The organism is Pedobacter sp. AW31-3R (genome assembly GCF_052180285.1).
Lineage (GTDB): Bacteria > Bacteroidota > Bacteroidia > Sphingobacteriales > Sphingobacteriaceae > Pedobacter.
Genome location: NZ_CP197475.1, coordinates 4,890,616 through 4,908,107, shown reverse-complemented (window position 1 = coordinate 4,908,107; position 17,492 = coordinate 4,890,616). Strand labels below are relative to the sequence as shown.

Here is a 17,492-nt window from a genome sequence, read left to right as displayed (position 1 = left end):
GGATAAAATATGTAACTAACTATTTAATATCTGATAACGGACAACCGATGATTTCTTCTAATGCATCTTTAGCTTCTAAAAAGCTTACTTCAGATTGTAGTTTGGAAGTATTTGCCGTTGCAAGGTTGATTCTTGACTGGTTGTACACATCCAGCCCCAGTTCTCCTTTTTCAAATTTATATTTCAGGTTGTCAGCAACATTTTTATTGTCCTGTACACTCTGTGTATTGATTTTCAACTGGCCGATTTGCTGAATATAAGCATAATATCTTCTTTTCACTTCCAGAACCAGGGTATTATCGTACTCTTCAGCTTCAAGTTTAGCTACTTTATATTCTGCTTTAGCTCTTTTTGTAGCGTATGGTTTCTGAAGAAAAGTGCCAAGATTAAGGTTGACTCCAAACTGAAATCCATTAACGGTATAAGGATTCGAAGGATTTATCGCATCACTGCTTTTATCTGGCCTGTAAAAATAAGATACGTTAAATATATCAAGATAGGATAAAGTACTCATTGGAATAGTTGTTTTAATTCCTTCAGCCTTTGTATTGAGTAGTTTTCTTCTTGGGTAATAATCTTTAGCTGCTGCTATATACTTTTCCAGAGTTGCGTAATTGATATCTTCAATAATCGTTTCCTGTGCACGTAGTTCCAATGAAAAAAAGGCGACTATAAGAAGTGTGAGTGCGGAAAATTGTTTCATTTTAAAATGTTTTAAATAGGTTATCATTAGATTATACTTTCTCTTTTTGGAAAAGGGCAGGAAAAGTACCCAGAATAATTTTAACATCAAACCATACAGAATAATTTTCAGCATAGTAGTTATCCAACTTCTTTCTTTCCGTATCTGACATTTCTCCTTTTCCTCTTTTTTTGATTTGCCATAAGCCGGTAAGACCAGAAGGGCCAAGAAAACGCATGGACCATTCATTTGAAGTCAACATCTCTGCTTCGTAAAGTGGGAGTGGGCGGTTACCCACCAGTGACATATCCCCTTTTAATACGTTAAACAATTGAGGTAATTCGTCCAGACTGGTATTCCTTAAAAAATTACCAAGTTTTGTAACCCTTGGATCATTCTTGATTTTTACAAAAGCATTTGCCCCGCTACCATCATTTTTATATTGGTTTAGTGACGACAGGTCTTTTAATTCTTTATCTGCACCTGACCTCATCGATCTGAATTTATAAAAATCGAATATCTTATAACCTGTACCCACTCTTTTGCTTTTATAAATAATCCCCCCTTTAGAATCCAGGCGGATCAATATTGCGATGAGTAATAATATCGGGGAAAGAGCAAGAAGAATACCACCTGCAGAGACGATATCGAAAATCCTTTTGGGTGTAGGTATCTTATATTCCCTATCTTTTTTAATGATTGCCAGCTGCTCAATTTTTGGTTTGATCAGCTTGAACTTAATCAGGAACTTCAGTCTGTCTTTAATGTCAGAGATCAGATAAGGTGAGAAATAAAGATCGTGTATTTTCGCCTTGATCGCACGCCTCCTTAATCTGGCATCCGGCTGGTTTCCAATTAAAATGATAATCAAACCGCTTGTCAAAGGATTGGTTTTGATTTTGTCTAACAATGAAAATACAGCGTCTTCACCATCATTGATTTCAATCATAATGACATCCGGTGTAGAAAAAAGAGATTGGGTATTTAAATATGCTTCCAGGTTTGAGAAGTCTCCCACATTGATGACATCATATTCATTGCTCAGCTGAACTGAATCCTGAGCTGACAATCCCTTTCCACTATATACTAATCTTAGTCCTTTGTAATTGTTCTCCATTTAGTTAACGTAGGTATTTGTATGAGCTTCCAAGACTTTTGCAATAGCATTTTTAAGTGCTTCTGGATTGAATGGTTTAGGAAAGTAATTTTCAACTTTAAAAGGAATCTGAGCGACGATGTTATCCAAATCATCTGCCGCTGATAATATAATCACTGGAATATCCTTATAAAAGCCACTGATTTTTATACTTTTCAGGAAAGAGGTGCCATCAAAATGTGGCATGTGGAGATCCAGGATGATAATGTCAGGGAAATTAGCATCCTCCAGCCATAAATGTGCTTTGTAACCACTTTCAGAAGCATGAATTTCATAATCTTTTGATAAAATGAAATGAAGCAATTTTAAGATGCTAGGCTCATCATCAACTATCAAAATTTGTTTTTTTTGTAATGAGGCAGTATCCATTATTACAGGCGAAATTTAAATGTGTATGTTAAAAAATTACTTTGGTATAGCTTATTAAATATATAAGATGATCCGCTTTATACTTCAAATATATATCAATAAAAAGACAAATTACATAACATATCATATAAATACGGTTTTTCAGAGACTGGGGTTTTAATAAATTGTTAAGACGCACTGATTTTTTTCTTATTTATCTTGAAATCATATATAAAGGCCTGTTTATTTAATAGTTTATATCTGTTCTTTTGTTATTTTTTATTTTTCATTTTTTTTCTCCGTTAGGGTGTTGGTTTTTTTTGTGGTTAATTGATGTGGCAGAATGTTGTTTGTGAGGTCTATGCCTCCGGGTTTATTTTGTATTTGCTATTATTTTATCAGTGTTTTTTTTTTATGTATAATGAATTATTTATCTTAAAAGAGTTAAATGAAAATACATAGACATCTTTCAAATATTTTGCCATTTATAGATAATTCAGTATAAAAAATACTTAAATGTGGGTATAAATACTGCTAAAAAGCAATCCTGAGACGTTGTTTCTGAGTCAGCATTAATCTCCCTTTACTGGTCGAAAATGTGTTGCTAAATGGATTAATTCGCTATTCTTTTGGTTGTTATGTTGGATGTTTAGGACCCGGTGTAAGCCTGATTCGGAAAGCAGGGATTTAAAGGTATCTGAACATGGATCCCCCTGTTAATGACAAGTTATTTTTATGAAGGCAAGTTGTAAGGTCTGCCCTGTTGATGGGTAATTAATTTCCCGAAACAGGGATGAAATTCGCTGATGTCTGTTTCGTTGAATGCTTAATTAAGTCTATAAGTTTAAAAATACGGGCTTTAAATGCCTATCAGGAGCGGAAGTAGATTATGGCATAGTATTCGTTTTTATTATTGCTATATATTCTGGCATTTGTAGAACTTGAGTGTTTTTTTATTTGCGTCAGGTTGTACCCTTATCGTATTATCTTGAATGTATATGATTTAAAATAAATGTATTTGTGTATTGCAAAGTTTATCTGCTGAAAAGAATTACTAAAAGGCGTAATGAGAGCCTATATTTTATAGTAAGATAAATAGATTATAATTTGATTAAATTATAATCTATTCTTAGTTTTACTGAGGATAATTTGTGTTTCCAGACTTATGTTTAATTGGATCGGGATAATAAAGAACTGAAGAAGCTTAATTGAATAAAAAATTGTGCTTTATAATTTTATCTGATATTTTCTTGTCTTATTGATTTCAGCATCAACAAGTTGTTGCTGATCTCTCCAGGATACGAAGGTAGATGCTAATACTATTTTTATGATTTTAAAAAATAAAGTAATTGTCTTTTTAGGAAACACCCGTTATGATAGCCCTATTCAGGCTACCTCGTTATTTATTGCGCGGAATTTATCAAAATATAATAAGGTCTTCTTTATTGATTATCCCTTCACAATGAAGGATTATTTTGATTATAAAAGAACGGATAAATTAAAAGACAGGGAGGGTAAATTTTCTCTTTCTTCTGATGGATTAATGGATACGGATCTTCCCAATTTAAAGATTGTCATCACTCCTCCTGTGTTACCCATTAATTTTTTGCCTGAAGGCAGGATTTTTAGGTTTTTACTAAAGATCAATGAACAATTGATCGCCTCGCGACTAAAGCATATTTTCAAGAAACAAGGGATCAAAGATTTTATTTATATCAATTCATTTAATTTTCATTATCCTGAAGTCGTAAAAGGATTAAATCCTTCCCTGAAGATTTATCATTGTGTAGATCCAATAATTGTGCCTTATGATAAAAAGCATGGTTTAATATCCGAAACACAGCTGTTGAAAGATAGTGATTTGGTGATCTGTACAAGTAAGGCCCTGTATAACGAGAAAAAACTCGCGAACAGCAATACCTATTTTGTTCCGAATGCAACAGATTCGACTGTAGGACAATTGTCCCTGGCTGCCGGTCTTCCTGATCATGAAAGGGTCGCTGGACTCAAAAAGCCTATTATAGGTTATCTGGGGACAATTGAGCGTCGGATTAACTATGACCTTTTAGAAAAAGTTATCTTAGCCCATCCGGATAAATCTTTTGTTCTTGCCGGGCCTGTCAGTGAAGGTTTTTTGCCGGATTCATTCAAGAGTTATCCGAATGTACATGTGATAGGTTCCGTTCCTTACGATGAGGTTCCGCAAATGATAAAAAGTTTTGATGTGGCTATTATTCCATTTAAAAAAGATGAGGTAAGCAATACTATATTTCCTATAAAACTTTTTGAATATATGAGCGCGGGTAAACCGGTGGTAGCTTCAGATTTTAATGAAGACCTGAAAGATTTTACCAGGAATAGTGTGGAATATTGCGGTGATGCCAGTTCTTTTAGCAGGGCAATCAATTCAGCTTTGCTGAATGACAGTGAGGTGAAGATCGAAGAGAGAAAAGCACTGGCTAAGGAAAATACCTGGGAGCAGAGATCTGAGCAGATCTCTGAAATTATCGGTTTACACTTAAATCCTGTAATTCAATCAAGTGTTATAGGCGAAAAAGCTAATCTTAATTTCTTGGTGAATAATTAAGTACTGAATTATTTTTTAATATAATACTTCTCGATATAACTGATGACTTCGTTGTCAGTTTTCGCATGAAGAATATGCGCGCCGGAAAGTTTTGGATAAAGTTTCTGATAACATTTAAAGTGATGTTCCGGCCCTTTTTTAGAAATAATCAGGTTTACTCCACCAAAATAACTGGCTAATGCCGCAGTACCTCCGTGAACAGAAACAAAGTAATTTGCATTTGCATATACCATCAGTTGTAAATGGTTAAAGTTATTTGCATTGCCTTTGTTTTCTTTGTATAAATCTTCCATTAATAATACTTCAGGATGTTCACGCTGAAGCCAGTCGAATTCCTTTAAATCATAAATCTGACTGTTATCCTCAGTAATATGTTCTGGTCTTGGACGATTGTAAATAATGGTATAATCTTTTTTCAAATTGGTGATCATGTAATCCAATTGTTCCAGGCTATAGAAACTGATAGGAGGGCCATCCCATTCCATATTGTATCTGTTGGCTATAATCAGGATGGGTTTATCATATTTGTAGATGTCGTTTGAATAATGTTCTTTCAATGGGACAGCTTTCCATTTGCTCATGTTATAATCCTGACTGTACAGAATTCGTGGCATTTCGAAGTTATAGTTTCCTTCATTTGTCCTGTTGTCAAAAGATTCAACGTGATCAGGGGAGAAGAAGTACAGTTCTTTAGTGTATTTGGCTGCACGGGTGCTTTTCAGTGTCCCATTTTTGTAATGCCAGTACGCAAAAGGTAAAACGAATTGAAGTTCAGGTGCAAATTCGCCATTAAAACTTATTTCTTTATATTCTTTTCTTTCTAAATAGTCCTTGCTGATGTATTTGAGTTGAGTTAATTCACATTCGTACGTATCCCTGTAAAAATAACGTAATTCTTTCGGTACCCTGGGATGCTTTAAAAATGTAATTAAACTAAGGAATTTGTTTGCTGTCTTGGAGCGCATATATTTTACAAAGAGTGCATTATCAAATTGATCGTACAATATAGTCAAAGAAAATGAGGTATAAAAAGCAATTTTTAAACTTTCAAAATTTTGGTGTTTTTTTTAAATAAAAATAGAAATGAATCAATAATATTCTACTTTTAAGTTCATATGTTCAATATACCCTAATTTTTATGAATAAACTAAAATACGTTCTCATCCTTGGTTTTGGAGTAGTTCTTGGAATTATTGCCAACCGAAACCGGGAATATCTAATCAATGCCCAGTTTATCAGGGATTACTGGCATTTCAGGCCGGCCCTGAAAGACAAAAATGAAATCGTAAAGTCTGATCGGGTCATGGTTTGCCTGACAATAGGTCAATCCAATGCAGCAAATTTTGGTGATGGTACCTATGTGTGTAAAAACCCTGTATATAATTATTATAAAGGCGATTTATATATGGCAAAGGAACCTATTCTGGGGGCAAATGGCCCTGGCTGCAGCGTATGGACGCGTGTAGCCGACCAATTGATTGACAGTGGGCTGTATAAAAAAGTGATTATTGTCCCCTGCGCGATCGGAAGTACCTCTGTACAATGTTGGGCTGAGGGCGACTGTAAAGAAAAATTGCTGGAAACACTGGCCTATTTAAAGAAGGATAATATCAAGCTGACGCATGTTTTGTGGGATCAGGGAGAGACAGATAATGTAGATAAGACCACTAAGGAACAATATAAACAACGGTTAAAGCAAGTGATCAGTATGATTCATGAACAGCAGCCGCAGGCAACATTTTTTGCCTCAATAACGAGTTATTTCCCTGTGAATAATGAAAATCCTTTTGGTATCAGTCCTGAAATTACCGGTGCGCAGTATGAAGTGATAGCAGAGTTGAAAGGGGTTAAGCACGGACCGAATACGGATTCTTTAAATCTTGCTTATTACCGTCAGCAGGATGTTCATTTTACGGTGAAAGGGCTTAATAAACTCGCTTATGAATGGTACCAGAAAATCAAGGCAGACCAATAGTTAGGTATTGTTTTTGTCCTGCTGTATCAATAAATAAAATAGGATTTTTCATTATTCAAAGGGAGTATTCGGGAATTGAATAGCGAAAATGTTCCCGCAGGCAGAATAGGAATATGAGCAATAAAAAAGAGGGTGTATCAATTTTTTATGATGCACCCTCTTTTGTTATATAGAAAATCTGCGTGTTGAATGTTCGTTTACTGTTGTATCTGAAGCGTGTTTATATCTGATATACCTGCAGCAGAAGCAGAAGCAAAGTAAGCGTTGTTAGTTTCCGTAACCGAAACATTTCCCTGCATATTCACAAAGAAACTTTTAGGGCTTGGTGCAGCAAAGTTGAATCCTTTATTGTTGTAAACTTCACATCTTCCACCTTTAAGATCATATACATCAACGACTACACCTACCCAGTATTTTGCGGTATTGAGGTCTCCGCAGATATTGTTATACACCTTTACATTGGCATAAGTTGTTTTGCCTGCAATCATCTCATTGTCGAAAGCCTGAGCTTCAAATCCTGAATACCTTCTTGAATTGACTACGGTATTGTTGTAGATCAGTACGTCTTTTGGCGTAGTCCCAAAACTTCTTACCCAGGCCCTTATTGCATTTCCTTCGTGGTTCCTGATCAGGTTATGGTGAAATGAACCGCTGCCTTTAACAGTAAAAATGCCATTGTGATTGTCATTTGTTGAATTGATATCCGTTACCGTATTGTGGTGGATGTTGTACCCATCTGCATTCTGTATCAGTACAATATGCCCACAATTTGAATTTTTAAAATTAAGGTAGGCAATTTCAATATTTCTAACCAGGCCTTTTATGGTTCCGCCTTCTACGCTTCCTTCCATCTGAAGAAAAGTACCTGTGTTGCTGCAGTCAATATTAAGGAATTTGATGTTTTCTGAAAACGACTTGGCACTGCCATCATATATGCCATTTGAATTGTTGAAGTAAACAACATAGTCGCCGATATTTTTAAAACTGAAATATTGTACCGTTAAATTTTGAGCTGCACCTGTGATAATTAAAGCCCTGTGCTGCGGATCATCTCTTGAAACAAACCCTTTTTCTATACCTTCAGTCCCATTACCTGATAGCGTAAGGTTAGCTACATTTGATAGGAGTATATGGTCTCCATTGCCTACCACTTCTACCAGACCATCATTCTGAATGGTTACATCACATCCTACATTGATATTCCTGATCGTGATGCTACTGTATTTTCCTCCTTTTACCCTGATTAAATCATTGCATTTAACACCTAATGTTGAACCATCAATGACAAGATTTCCTGATCCAGTACCCACAGCAAGTGTTCTTCCGTAATACACAGGCTTAGTTGGCGTAACTACAGTGTCTTTTGCGGGTGTAGTGGGTGCAGGCGTTACTGTTGTCGGAATCTCGGGGAAAATTTCGCCTTTCTTACAAGAAATCAGAAAGAATGCTGAAAGGAGAAGGGTGAGAGCTGATAATTTGATTTTTCTAGTCATTTCCTTGTGTGATAAAGTGGTGTGTTTTCTTTTCTTTAAATGATAGGTTTTTGTTCTTTTTTGCTGGTGTTTTCCAGGCCCAAATCAATAATCGGTATGCTTTTTATTAATAATCAATGATAATCAAAAAAAGATCAACTGCAAAAATAATTGGGGAAAAGTGTGGTATTTTTTGATAAAAGCGTGTAAAAGTGTGGAAAATGATTCCCATTATGCTTTTTTTAAGCCGGTATTGCGATGGTTTATATTCCTGCTTTTTTTATGTCGTTATAAAAGTTACATGTGAAGAATAATTTTTATGCATCCTGCTCGTTATTGAAATTTGTTTTAATCTGCATTCTTACTGGTTAGAAGCATGATTTTCTATGGTAAACCATTGAATAGAAGGGATATTCGTTTTTTTAGGCAGCACACCCAACCTGCTTAATTTAAATCACACTTAAGTCTCCACTTAATCAGGTTAAAAAAGTACACCGGGTTGTGGTTTTCAATAACCAAAAGAAGTGTATCAAACCTTTTTAATATCTTTGGAATGTCCAGGTGGTTTTGTTTTTGGCCAAATGCAACAGGAAATAAGGATCGTCTAATAAATGAATTATCGTATAACCCAGTAGGGGAGACCGGAGATTCACGCCGTATCGTATTCAAATTAAAAGATTCGAATTGCAATCGTGAATCAAATAAAATGTGCGCTGTTTTGGGCCATAATTTTGCGCTCATTATTCTTCTTAAAATTCTGTCTGGTCATTGACAATGAGTTTTCTTATCTTATATTAGCTTAACGAATTCCAAATTTTATCATTATGAATAAATTCTCTCTTTACAGTTACTTATTGTTACTTTTAATGTGTTCTTTTTCAGTTTCATGCCAAACAGAGGAAAAAACAGTGGCAGAGAATAAATTGAAGTATAAAAAAATAAAAATGAAAAATCTCTTTGGCGTGAATGCCTTTGAGTGGGATTTTCTACAGGATCCGAATAACCCCAATGACCATTCCAAAATATATGAACCAAAACTGGAATTGATGAAGACCTTTTCAGGGGTAAGGCATTATGTTGACTGGGAAAAAATTGAAGATAAAAAGGGAATTTATTCATTTAGTCCGACAACGAGAGGTGGCTGGTATTACGATGCAATGTACGCAAGGGCCAAGATGGAAGGTATTGAAATGTTGTTTTGTATCAAAAATTCTCCGGATTGGCTTTTCAACACCTATCCACAGGGGCATCGTGATACTGATAACAGCCAGGTCGCCTATAACTTAAACAGGGAAGATCCTGCATCCTATATGGAGCTGTCAAAAGCTATTTATCAATATGTAGCACGCTACGGTTCCAATAAAAAAATTGACACTGCAGATATGGTACTTAACCGTACACCAAGATGGACGGGCGACCAGGTAAATCAGGCTAAAGTGGGTTTAAATCTGATTAAATATGTTGAATGTGCCAATGAGCCTGACAAATGGTGGAAGGGTAAATATGCACAGCAGTCGGCCAGAGAATATGCAGCGAATTTATCTGCATTTTATGATGGAAATAAAGGCAAAATGGGTAAAAATGCTGGAGCTAAAACGGCCGATCCGAATATCAAGGTAGTAATGGGAGGGATTGCCAGGCCTGATATCAATTATGTAAAAGAGATTGTGCAATGGTGCAAGGAAAATAGAGGCTACAAAGCAGACGGTAGCATAGATTTGTGTTTTGACGTGATTAACTTCCATTATTACTCAAATGACAATACCAGTTGGTTTAAGAAGCTGAAAATTAAAAGACAATCCGGAGTGGCTCCGGAATTAACGGATCTGGGGGAAATTGCTGATGGTTTTGTCAGCTATGCGGCACAACTCGGAAAAAATATCCAGGTATGGAATACGGAAACAGGTTACGACCTTAGGGAAGAAAGTATCCAGGGAGCGATACCTATAGAAGGCAAATCAATAATGATTACCCAGGCGGACTGGATTTTACGTACAGCTTTGATGTATGCAAGACATGGGCTGGACAGAGTATTTTTTTACATTGCCTATGATACTGATGCTCCTGGTACTAAATCTGATTATCCTTTTGGAACATCAGGTCTGTTAGGTAATGGGAAGAGAAGGCCATCCGCAGATTATCTGTATCAGACCACAGCACTAATGGGAGAATATATTTACGATAACACGATTAACAGTGATCCTCTTGTTGACGTATATACCTACAGGGATAAAACAATGTATGTTTTGATGGTACCGGACCAAAAGAACAGGAAAGAAAATTATGAGCTTGATTTAAAAAAGGCGAAAAAAGCCCGGGTTCATTACCTTCAGCCTGGTTCGGATGAGATGACTTCCAAAGATTTTGATACCGATAAAGGCATATTGAAATTGGAAGTCACGGAAACGCCGGTTTTTGTGGAGGCTTTGTAATATAATTTACTGCAAATCATGAAATTAACCTCAATTGTTTCGGTCAATTATAACCAGCCTGAAGTAACGCTTGCGTTTCTTGAATCAGTAAAGATCAATTCAAAGAATGACCATGTTGAAGTCATCCTGGTAGATAACGGATGTAAGGAAGATCATAGTGCTTCTTTTCTTGCCGTTTATCCTGAACTGGTCTATATCAGTTCTTCGAAAAATCTCGGATTTGCCGGAGGGAACAATCTTGGCATCAAGGCGGCTAAAGGCGATTTTCTGTTGTTGTTAAATAATGATACGGAAATTTCCGGGAACCTGATTGCTACACTCAGCAATGTCCTGGAAAATAATCCCGGGATCGGAATTGTTTCACCGCTGCTGCTGTTTTACGATCAGCCTGATATTATTCAGTATGCGGGATTTACTGAGATGAATTACCTGACCTGCCGTAACAGTGGTGTGGGAAGTATGGAAGTTAACCGCGGGCAATATGACCATGTCGAAGGGGAAACGGCATTCTGTCATGGCGCGGCAATGATGTGCAGAGCTGAAGACCTGCGTGTGATTGGACTTATGGAAGAGCAGTTTTTTCTGTATTATGAAGAGTTTGACTGGTGTGAGAAATTTAAAAGATCAGGCAAAAAAATCTGGTTTAACGGAAGTACAAAAGTATACCATAAGGAGTCAATGAGTGTCGGTAAAGAAAGTATGATAAAAACCTACTTTATGACAAGGAACAGGATGTTATTCATCCGCAGAAATACTGGCTATTTAAATACCATTGCTTTTAGTTGTTACTTTATCCTTTTTGCATGTACTAAACAGATCTATATCTATTGGAAAAAAGGGAGGAAAGATTTAATTAAATGGGTTTTTAAAGGAGTTTTCTGGAACTTTAGCCATTCAACAAACAGTAAAAATTTAGGTTTTAAAATTTAAGTGTCAATGATCATCATATTTTGGATAAGCATTTTTCTTGTCGTTTACACTTTTGTAGGCTATGGATTTCTTTTATTTCTGCTGGTAAAAATAAAAAGGTTTTTTAGTAAGCCTTACGTGTTTAAAACCGGTGAGCCGCTGCCGACAGTAACCATCCTTGTGGCTGCTTATAATGAAGAAGACATTATTGAGGAAAAAATTGCGAATACATTGTCGTTAAATTATCCGAAAGATAAAATTCAGGTCATTTTTATCACCGACGGTTCGTCAGATGCGACACCTGACCGGATCAGACCTTATAACGAAGTGCTTCTCCTGCATGAAGATCTGCGTGGAGGTAAAATGGCAGCTATAAAGAGGGCTATTCCCTACATTCAGCATGAAATAACTGTGTTTACAGATGCCAATACATTTTTAAATCAGGAGGCTATTATTGAGCTTGTCAAACACTATCAGAATCCTAAAGTAGGTTGTGTTGCAGGAGAAAAGAGAATTCTTGTCGAAGAAACTGCAGATGCCAGTTCCGCAGGTGAGGGATTTTACTGGAAATATGAATCTCTCCTTAAAAAATGGGATTATGAGCTGTATTCCGGAGTGGGGGCAGCAGGTGAGTTGTTCAGTATAAGGACCGCCTTGTATGTTCCTGTAGAATCTGATACAATTATTGATGACCATATGATTGCCATGCGTATTGCTGAGAAGGGTTATATTATTGCCTATGAGCCTAATGCATATGCTATGGAAACGGCGTCAGCTGATGTCAGGGAAGAGCTTAAGCGCAAAATAAGAATTGCAGCTGGCGGGATTCAGTCCGTTCTCCGGTTAAAAAAATCGGCTAACCCATTCAACCATCCCTTATTCACATTCCAGTACATTAGTCACAGGGTGTTGCGGTGGACGGTCACTCCATTTTTATTGATTATTGTTTTCATCCTGAATGGCTTTCTCGCTTTTGGTATGGACAGCCTGTTCTACAAGGTAATATTTGTTTTGCAATGCCTGTTTTATGTATTAAGTATCGCCGGATTTTATTTTGAAAGCAGGAATATACGGGTAAAAGCCTTATTCATTCCCTATTATTTCTGCATAATGAATTATGCGGTGCTGGCAGGAATTGTAAGGTATTACAAAAAAAATCAGAGTGCCGCCTGGGAAAAATCTAAAAGAAAGTAGGAAAAGTGTTTAAATGCCAGAATCTGGTCTGCTGGATGGAAGGATCTGCGCTTACACTGATCACATGATCTTCTCCTGAAAGAAAACTCTCTGTTTTCAGAAGGTAACCTTTCCTGTTCTGAAGAGTATCCAAACAGGAAACCTGATTCAGCTGATCTGTTAATCCTTCTCCTGTAGCTTTCAATAGTGCTTCTTTTCGTGTCCATAAGGTATAAAAATTGGCTAAAGGCGTGCTGGAGTCGAGTATATAGACCTTTTCCTGATCATTAAAACAATGGTCCATGACTGTTAAATAATCAAAATGATGATCTGTGTACTCCATATCGACACCGAGTACAGAAGCACACAAGCCAATAAGTACATACTTCTTTGTATGGCTAACATTGAAATGTATATTCTCTTTCTGTAATATAGGTTTTCCATTGCCCATACTACTGAACTGTATTTTTTCGGGTGACTGGGGAATATACCGGGCAAGCAAACACCTGAGCATATAGCGGCTGACTAAATAAACTCGTTTATCTTCAATCCTGATAAACTTGTCTGCTTTCTTCAATTCCTCTGCAGATACTACCTTCACTATTGCGGGTTCCTGGTAACATGGAAGTACATCTATCCTGAATAAATGTACAGTTTGAAGGAGGTCTGCAGCAGAAAGAACTTCATTCCGGTAGATCGTATGTGGAATATCTTTAAGCAATGGATTATTCTTGTCAGTCATGTACACTTTTATCAATTGCAGATTGCAACGCTTTAGCAAAACCCTTATTCAGCGGAGGTTTCATAAAAGTTTCATGATCGCCGGGCATGACATAAATATCCACCCCTCGTCCTGCGAATTTATCCCATCCCAGGTGTATGGGATCATCAAGATAATAGAGACGCTTTTTTGCTTTAAACAGGCTTACTTTAACATCGGCGGGTGACATCACAAAATTTTCGTGTGCAATATGGTAACTTTTGTATATTTCCTCTTCAGCTTTGCTCAGGTATTCATTGTCAGATTTTATCTCATCAGAGAACATGTTTTTTATCTTATCCATAAAGAATTCAGTCTGATACCTCAATGTATCCATAGGGTATGCTATAAATGACCTGATGATGAACGGTATTTTATGAAGTTGTCTCAGTATTTTGCTCTTGTCTCCATTGCCGCCAACTGTTTTTATATTGCCCGTATAAGTGTCAATTACACCAAGGAAATGTATTTTCTTTCCCATGGTAAGCAACTGTTTCGCCATCTCAAAAGCAATTAATCCCCCTAAAGAGTACCCAACCAAACAATAAGAATCATTCGGGTTTACTTCTGTAATTTCTGCTACATAGGCTGCGGCAATTTCTTCCATGGAATATTTAAGCTGGGTTGTTTTATTTAATCCCAGTGCCTGCAATCCGTAAACTGGCTGGTCTTCATCCATTAATTTGCTGATCGATTGGTAAAGGAGCACATTCAGGCCTCCGCCATGAATCATGAATGCCGGATTTTTGTTGCCGGATGTTTTGATCGGTACCAATACATTCCATTTCTCTTCCCGTTCGGCTTCAATTTTCCCGGCTAATTTTTCTATTGTAGAATTTTCAAAAAGTGTAGCCAGCGGAAGTCGTTTCCCAAATGTTTTTTCAATAGCCGCCATTACTTTTACGGCAAGGAGGGAGTGGCCGCCCAATTCAAAGAAATCATCTGAGGCCCCAATATTTTTCAACTTAAGGACTTCGGCCCAAATGTCAGCAATCAGTTTTTCGTTTCTAGAAGTATAGGTTGACTTTTCCCTCGTGATTTCTTCCTGTTCTGGTGGCGGTAATGCTTTCTTATCAATTTTATAATTAGGTGTTAAGGGAAAGTCTTTTAATACCACAAAAGCTGAAGGGATCATGTAGTCAGGAAGCTGAAGTCTGAGCAGTTTTTTCCAGTGGTCCGTCACCTGTTTAGCAAGAACTTTTTCAACATGCTCATGTATAGCAGCATGTTCCTGTTTAAGGATAACATAGGCCACCATGCGCTTATTGCCCGGGCTATCTTCCCTTACAACAACTACTGCCTGTTTTACCTCTTTCAGTGAAAGCAATTGTGCTTCTATCTCTCCCAGCTCAATCCTGTGGCCCCTGATTTTTACCTGTTGATCGATCCTGCCATATAGGATGATTTCCCCATTTTCTGTATAGGCAGCTAAATCCCCTGTTCTATACAACTGATGACCCCGCAGGGAATGGTAAGGATCATCTACAAACCGTTCTGAAGTAAGCTCGGGCTGGTTAATATATCCGCTTGAAAGTCCGTCTCCACCGATGAGTAATTCTCCCGGATTGCCGGGAGCTACCAGTTGAAAGTTCTCATTTACAATATAGGTCTTTGTATTATATATAGGTGTGCCTATGGTGATCGGGTCGTCGGTACTGGAAATACGTTTTACTGTGGACCATACCGTGGTTTCGGTAGGGCCGTACATATTCCATACCTCACTGGTTTTTTCTAGTAGCCGGCTGGCGACATCTTCAGGAAATGCTTCACCGCCACACAATACTTTAAGTGGGTATTTTTTAGTCCAGCCTGAATCCAGCAGCATTCTCCAGGTAGGTGGGGTGGCCTGCATGAAAGTGATCTGATGATGATCAATGCTCTCGAGCAGCAGACGCCCATCCCTGGCGGTATCTGTTTCACAAATAACCAATTCTGCCCCAGCAATTAAGGGGAGATAAATTTCCAGGCCTGAAATATCAAAAGATATTGTTGTGATGGCCAGTACGCGGTCACTGCTTTTAATCCCGGGTTCATGTTGCATACTGACCAGGAAGTTGATCATATTTTGGTGAGAGATCTTTACCCCTTTAGGTTTACCAGTAGAACCGGAAGTAAACAGGACATAGAGCAGATCCGTATCTAACACCGCTGCATCATGCGTATCTGAAGAATAACTGACCAGGCTGGGCCACAGGTCTTCTATGACTACCTCCGTTATGCCTGAGTGGAAACTGCCGGAATATGCCTTGGATACCAATATCATTCTGGCATCAGACTGTTCTATCATGTAGTGCAGACGTTCATGGGGATATTCAGGATCTAAGGGCAGATAAGCAGCACCACTTTTTATGATTGCTAACATAGAAACAACCATTTCTATCGAACGTTTGGCTGATAACCCTACAATGTCTCCTCCTTTTATGCCTTTCTCTTTCAACCAGGAACAGAGTTGGTTGGAGGATTGGATCAATTGCCCGTAACTGAGTGTTTTGTTGTTTAATACCAATGCATTTTTATGCGGGAATTTCAATGCAGCCTGGTTGATCAGGCTGGCAAGATTGCAATTCCGGGGATAATGATATGCTGTATTATTCCATGGTTCAAGTTTTTTGAGCAGGATATCATTATTTATGGCGGATAGCTCTTTTATTGTAACAGAAGGATCGGCAACGATAGACTGGATGAGCAGGTCAAATGAAGCCGACATTTTTTCTATTCTTTCTTTCTTAAAGAGTTGAGTGTTGTAGGACCATTCGAGAATGAATTCAGAGGCTGATCCGGTAACATTCAAAAAGATTTCAAATGTTTCATACTGCCTCGCATTGGAAATCAGCTTAAAATCAAGCTCATTGAAGGCAACATCACTGTCCATACCCATATCAATATTAAATACCACCGGCACCAGGGGAACCCTGGAGCTATCTCGTTTGATATTTAACAGTTGAAGTAATTGACCATAGGTGAAATTCTGATTATCGTAAGCATCAAAAAAGGCTTTTTTTCGGTTTTTCAGGAAGTCAACAAAGCTAAGTTGCGGGTTGATGGTACTTCTTATAGGCAATAAATTTACACAATGCCCCACAAGTCCCAGGTTACCGGAGGTAGCCTGTCCTGCCGCCGGCAGTCCAATGACCAGATCACGCTGATTTGTTTGCTGGTACAGAAAAATCTCAAATGCAGCCAACAGCGTATTTACCAGGCTGCAACCTGCTTTAGCACCCCCTAGCTTCAATTTTTCAATAAGCTGCATGGGGAGCTTATAATCTATGCGGTTTGCCTTGTAGGTTCTTAAGGCCCTTCTGGGATAATCTAGGGGCAAATTGAGTACGGGAACGGTATCCCTGTACATGTCAAGCCAAAACTTTTTGGTTTTTTGAAAGGCAGCAGTTGTGGCAAAATCTGCCTGTTCTTTGGCATAGCTACTGATCTGAGGAGCAGCTTCCAGTGCTGCTGTCCTGCCTTCTGTTTTTGCATTGTAGAGCTTACTTAAATCTTCCAGGATTACGCCCAAAGACCATCCGTCAGCAATAATATGGTGTACGACAATAGTGAAAAGAAAATTTGTCTCACTGAGTTTATGGATGAAAAACCTGAAAAGCGGGCCATTTTCAAAATCAAATTCCCGTTGCATCTCTTCAGATATGAAATTTTCAAGTATGACCTGCTTATCCTCAGCGGCAGAAATATCGGCTACAACAGTATGGTTTGGAAAGTTCCTGTAAATGATAAGGTTCTCTCCATTTGCGCTTACCGTAGCACGCAGAATCTCATGGCGCGAAATAACTTCCTGCAAACTGGCCATGAAATACTGGTTATTCCATCTGCCGTTAAAATCCAGTGAAACAGATTCATTGTATGCCAGACTTGCTTCTGAACCGCCCAGAATACAGGATATCCAAATCTCCTTCTGAGGTTCATTTGTAAAAATAACAGACGCTATCTCCTTTGGATCATCAAATGGATCATAATCGACAGGTGTTAAAGTATATTGGGACATT

At 37.7% G+C, this 17,492-nt stretch carries 12 protein-coding genes; 5 read left to right on the top strand and 7 right to left on the bottom strand.

Annotated features, from left to right (window positions below):
• Window positions 1–19 precede the first annotated feature (19 nt).
• The 3 genes from ACSBL2_RS20130 to ACSBL2_RS20120 are packed head-to-tail and all read right to left on the bottom strand — an operon-like array spanning window position 20 to window position 2,207.
• Window positions 20–703 (bottom strand): TolC family protein, encoded by a 684-nt coding sequence (locus ACSBL2_RS20130; RefSeq protein WP_442588350.1) that lies wholly within the window; start codon window positions 701–703, stop codon window positions 20–22.
• A 31-nt stretch (window positions 704–734) separates the two neighbouring features.
• Window positions 735–1,799, bottom strand: coding sequence for a sugar transferase (locus ACSBL2_RS20125; protein ID WP_442588349.1), 1,065 nt, complete (start codon window positions 1,797–1,799; stop codon window positions 735–737).
• The gene (locus tag ACSBL2_RS20120) at window positions 1,800–2,207 is read right to left on the bottom strand and encodes a response regulator transcription factor (RefSeq protein ID WP_442588348.1); all 408 of its coding nucleotides are present in this window, start codon (window positions 2,205–2,207) and stop codon (window positions 1,800–1,802) included. It lies immediately after the preceding gene.
• A 1,306-nt stretch (window positions 2,208–3,513) separates the two neighbouring features.
• On the opposite strand from ACSBL2_RS20120, the gene ACSBL2_RS20115 reads away from it, so the two are divergent.
• A complete protein-coding gene (locus tag ACSBL2_RS20115) occupies window positions 3,514–4,773 on the top strand; it encodes a glycosyltransferase (protein ID WP_442588347.1) in 1,260 nt (419 codons plus the stop codon).
• An 8-nt stretch (window positions 4,774–4,781) separates the two neighbouring features.
• On the opposite strand, the gene ACSBL2_RS20110 is transcribed toward ACSBL2_RS20115, so the two are convergent.
• Window positions 4,782–5,738, bottom strand: coding sequence for a hypothetical protein (locus ACSBL2_RS20110; protein ID WP_442588346.1), 957 nt, complete (start codon window positions 5,736–5,738; stop codon window positions 4,782–4,784).
• Window positions 5,739–5,911: 173 nt separating this feature from the next.
• Between ACSBL2_RS20110 and ACSBL2_RS20105 the strand changes: the two genes are divergently transcribed.
• Entirely contained in the window at window positions 5,912–6,748 is an 837-nt protein-coding gene (locus ACSBL2_RS20105; RefSeq protein ID WP_442588345.1) for a sialate O-acetylesterase, read from the top strand.
• Between the two features lie 197 nt (window positions 6,749–6,945).
• Here ACSBL2_RS20105 and ACSBL2_RS20100 read toward each other — a convergent pair whose 3' ends face one another.
• Complete coding sequence (locus tag ACSBL2_RS20100; RefSeq protein ID WP_442588344.1) at window positions 6,946–8,241, bottom strand: hypothetical protein; 1,296 nt, start codon at window positions 8,239–8,241, stop codon at window positions 6,946–6,948.
• Between the two features lie 923 nt (window positions 8,242–9,164).
• Here ACSBL2_RS20100 and ACSBL2_RS20095 point away from each other — a divergent pair.
• The 3 genes from ACSBL2_RS20095 to ACSBL2_RS20085 are packed head-to-tail and all read left to right on the top strand — an operon-like array spanning window position 9,165 to window position 12,755.
• A complete protein-coding gene (locus tag ACSBL2_RS20095) occupies window positions 9,165–10,652 on the top strand; it encodes a hypothetical protein (protein ID WP_442588343.1) in 1,488 nt (495 codons plus the stop codon).
• Window positions 10,653–10,670: 18 nt separating this feature from the next.
• Complete coding sequence (locus tag ACSBL2_RS20090) at window positions 10,671–11,582, top strand: glycosyltransferase family 2 protein (RefSeq protein WP_442588342.1); 912 nt, start codon at window positions 10,671–10,673, stop codon at window positions 11,580–11,582.
• A 6-nt stretch (window positions 11,583–11,588) separates the two neighbouring features.
• Entirely contained in the window at window positions 11,589–12,755 is a 1,167-nt protein-coding gene (locus ACSBL2_RS20085; protein ID WP_442588341.1) for a glycosyltransferase family 2 protein, read from the top strand.
• Here the strand turns inward: ACSBL2_RS20085 and ACSBL2_RS20080 are convergent.
• The gene (locus tag ACSBL2_RS20080; protein WP_442588340.1) at window positions 12,742–13,476 is read right to left on the bottom strand and encodes a 4'-phosphopantetheinyl transferase family protein; all 735 of its coding nucleotides are present in this window, start codon (window positions 13,474–13,476) and stop codon (window positions 12,742–12,744) included. The two genes, ACSBL2_RS20085 and ACSBL2_RS20080, sit on opposite strands and share 14 nt — an antisense overlap.
• A complete protein-coding gene (locus ACSBL2_RS20075) occupies window positions 13,469–17,491 on the bottom strand; it encodes a non-ribosomal peptide synthetase (RefSeq protein ID WP_442588339.1) in 4,023 nt (1,340 codons plus the stop codon). Before ACSBL2_RS20075 ends, ACSBL2_RS20080 begins: the two co-directional genes overlap by 8 nt.
• Window position 17,492: the final 1 nt, after the last annotated feature.

Excerpts from the sequence above, each read along its gene's own strand:
- ACSBL2_RS20130 (WP_442588350.1), bottom strand. The coding sequence starts at position 703 with ATGAAACAATTTTCCGCACTCACACTTCTTATAGTCGCCTTTTTTTCA.
- ACSBL2_RS20125 (WP_442588349.1), bottom strand. The coding sequence starts at position 1,799 with ATGGAGAACAATTACAAAGGACTAAGATTAGTATATAGTGGAAAGGGA.
- ACSBL2_RS20120 (WP_442588348.1), bottom strand. The coding sequence starts at position 2,207 with ATGGATACTGCCTCATTACAAAAAAAACAAATTTTGATAGTTGATGAT.
- ACSBL2_RS20115 (WP_442588347.1), top strand. The coding sequence starts at position 3,514 with ATGATTTTAAAAAATAAAGTAATTGTCTTTTTAGGAAACACCCGTTAT.
- ACSBL2_RS20110 (WP_442588346.1), bottom strand. The coding sequence starts at position 5,738 with ATGCGCTCCAAGACAGCAAACAAATTCCTTAGTTTAATTACATTTTTA.
- ACSBL2_RS20105 (WP_442588345.1), top strand. The coding sequence starts at position 5,912 with ATGAATAAACTAAAATACGTTCTCATCCTTGGTTTTGGAGTAGTTCTT.
- ACSBL2_RS20100 (WP_442588344.1), bottom strand. The coding sequence starts at position 8,241 with ATGACTAGAAAAATCAAATTATCAGCTCTCACCCTTCTCCTTTCAGCA.
- ACSBL2_RS20095 (WP_442588343.1), top strand. The coding sequence starts at position 9,165 with ATGAAAAATCTCTTTGGCGTGAATGCCTTTGAGTGGGATTTTCTACAG.
- ACSBL2_RS20090 (WP_442588342.1), top strand. The coding sequence starts at position 10,671 with ATGAAATTAACCTCAATTGTTTCGGTCAATTATAACCAGCCTGAAGTA.
- ACSBL2_RS20085 (WP_442588341.1), top strand. The coding sequence starts at position 11,589 with ATGATCATCATATTTTGGATAAGCATTTTTCTTGTCGTTTACACTTTT.
- ACSBL2_RS20080 (WP_442588340.1), bottom strand. The coding sequence starts at position 13,476 with ATGACTGACAAGAATAATCCATTGCTTAAAGATATTCCACATACGATC.
- ACSBL2_RS20075 (WP_442588339.1), bottom strand. The coding sequence starts at position 17,491 with ATGTCCCAATATACTTTAACACCTGTCGATTATGATCCATTTGATGAT.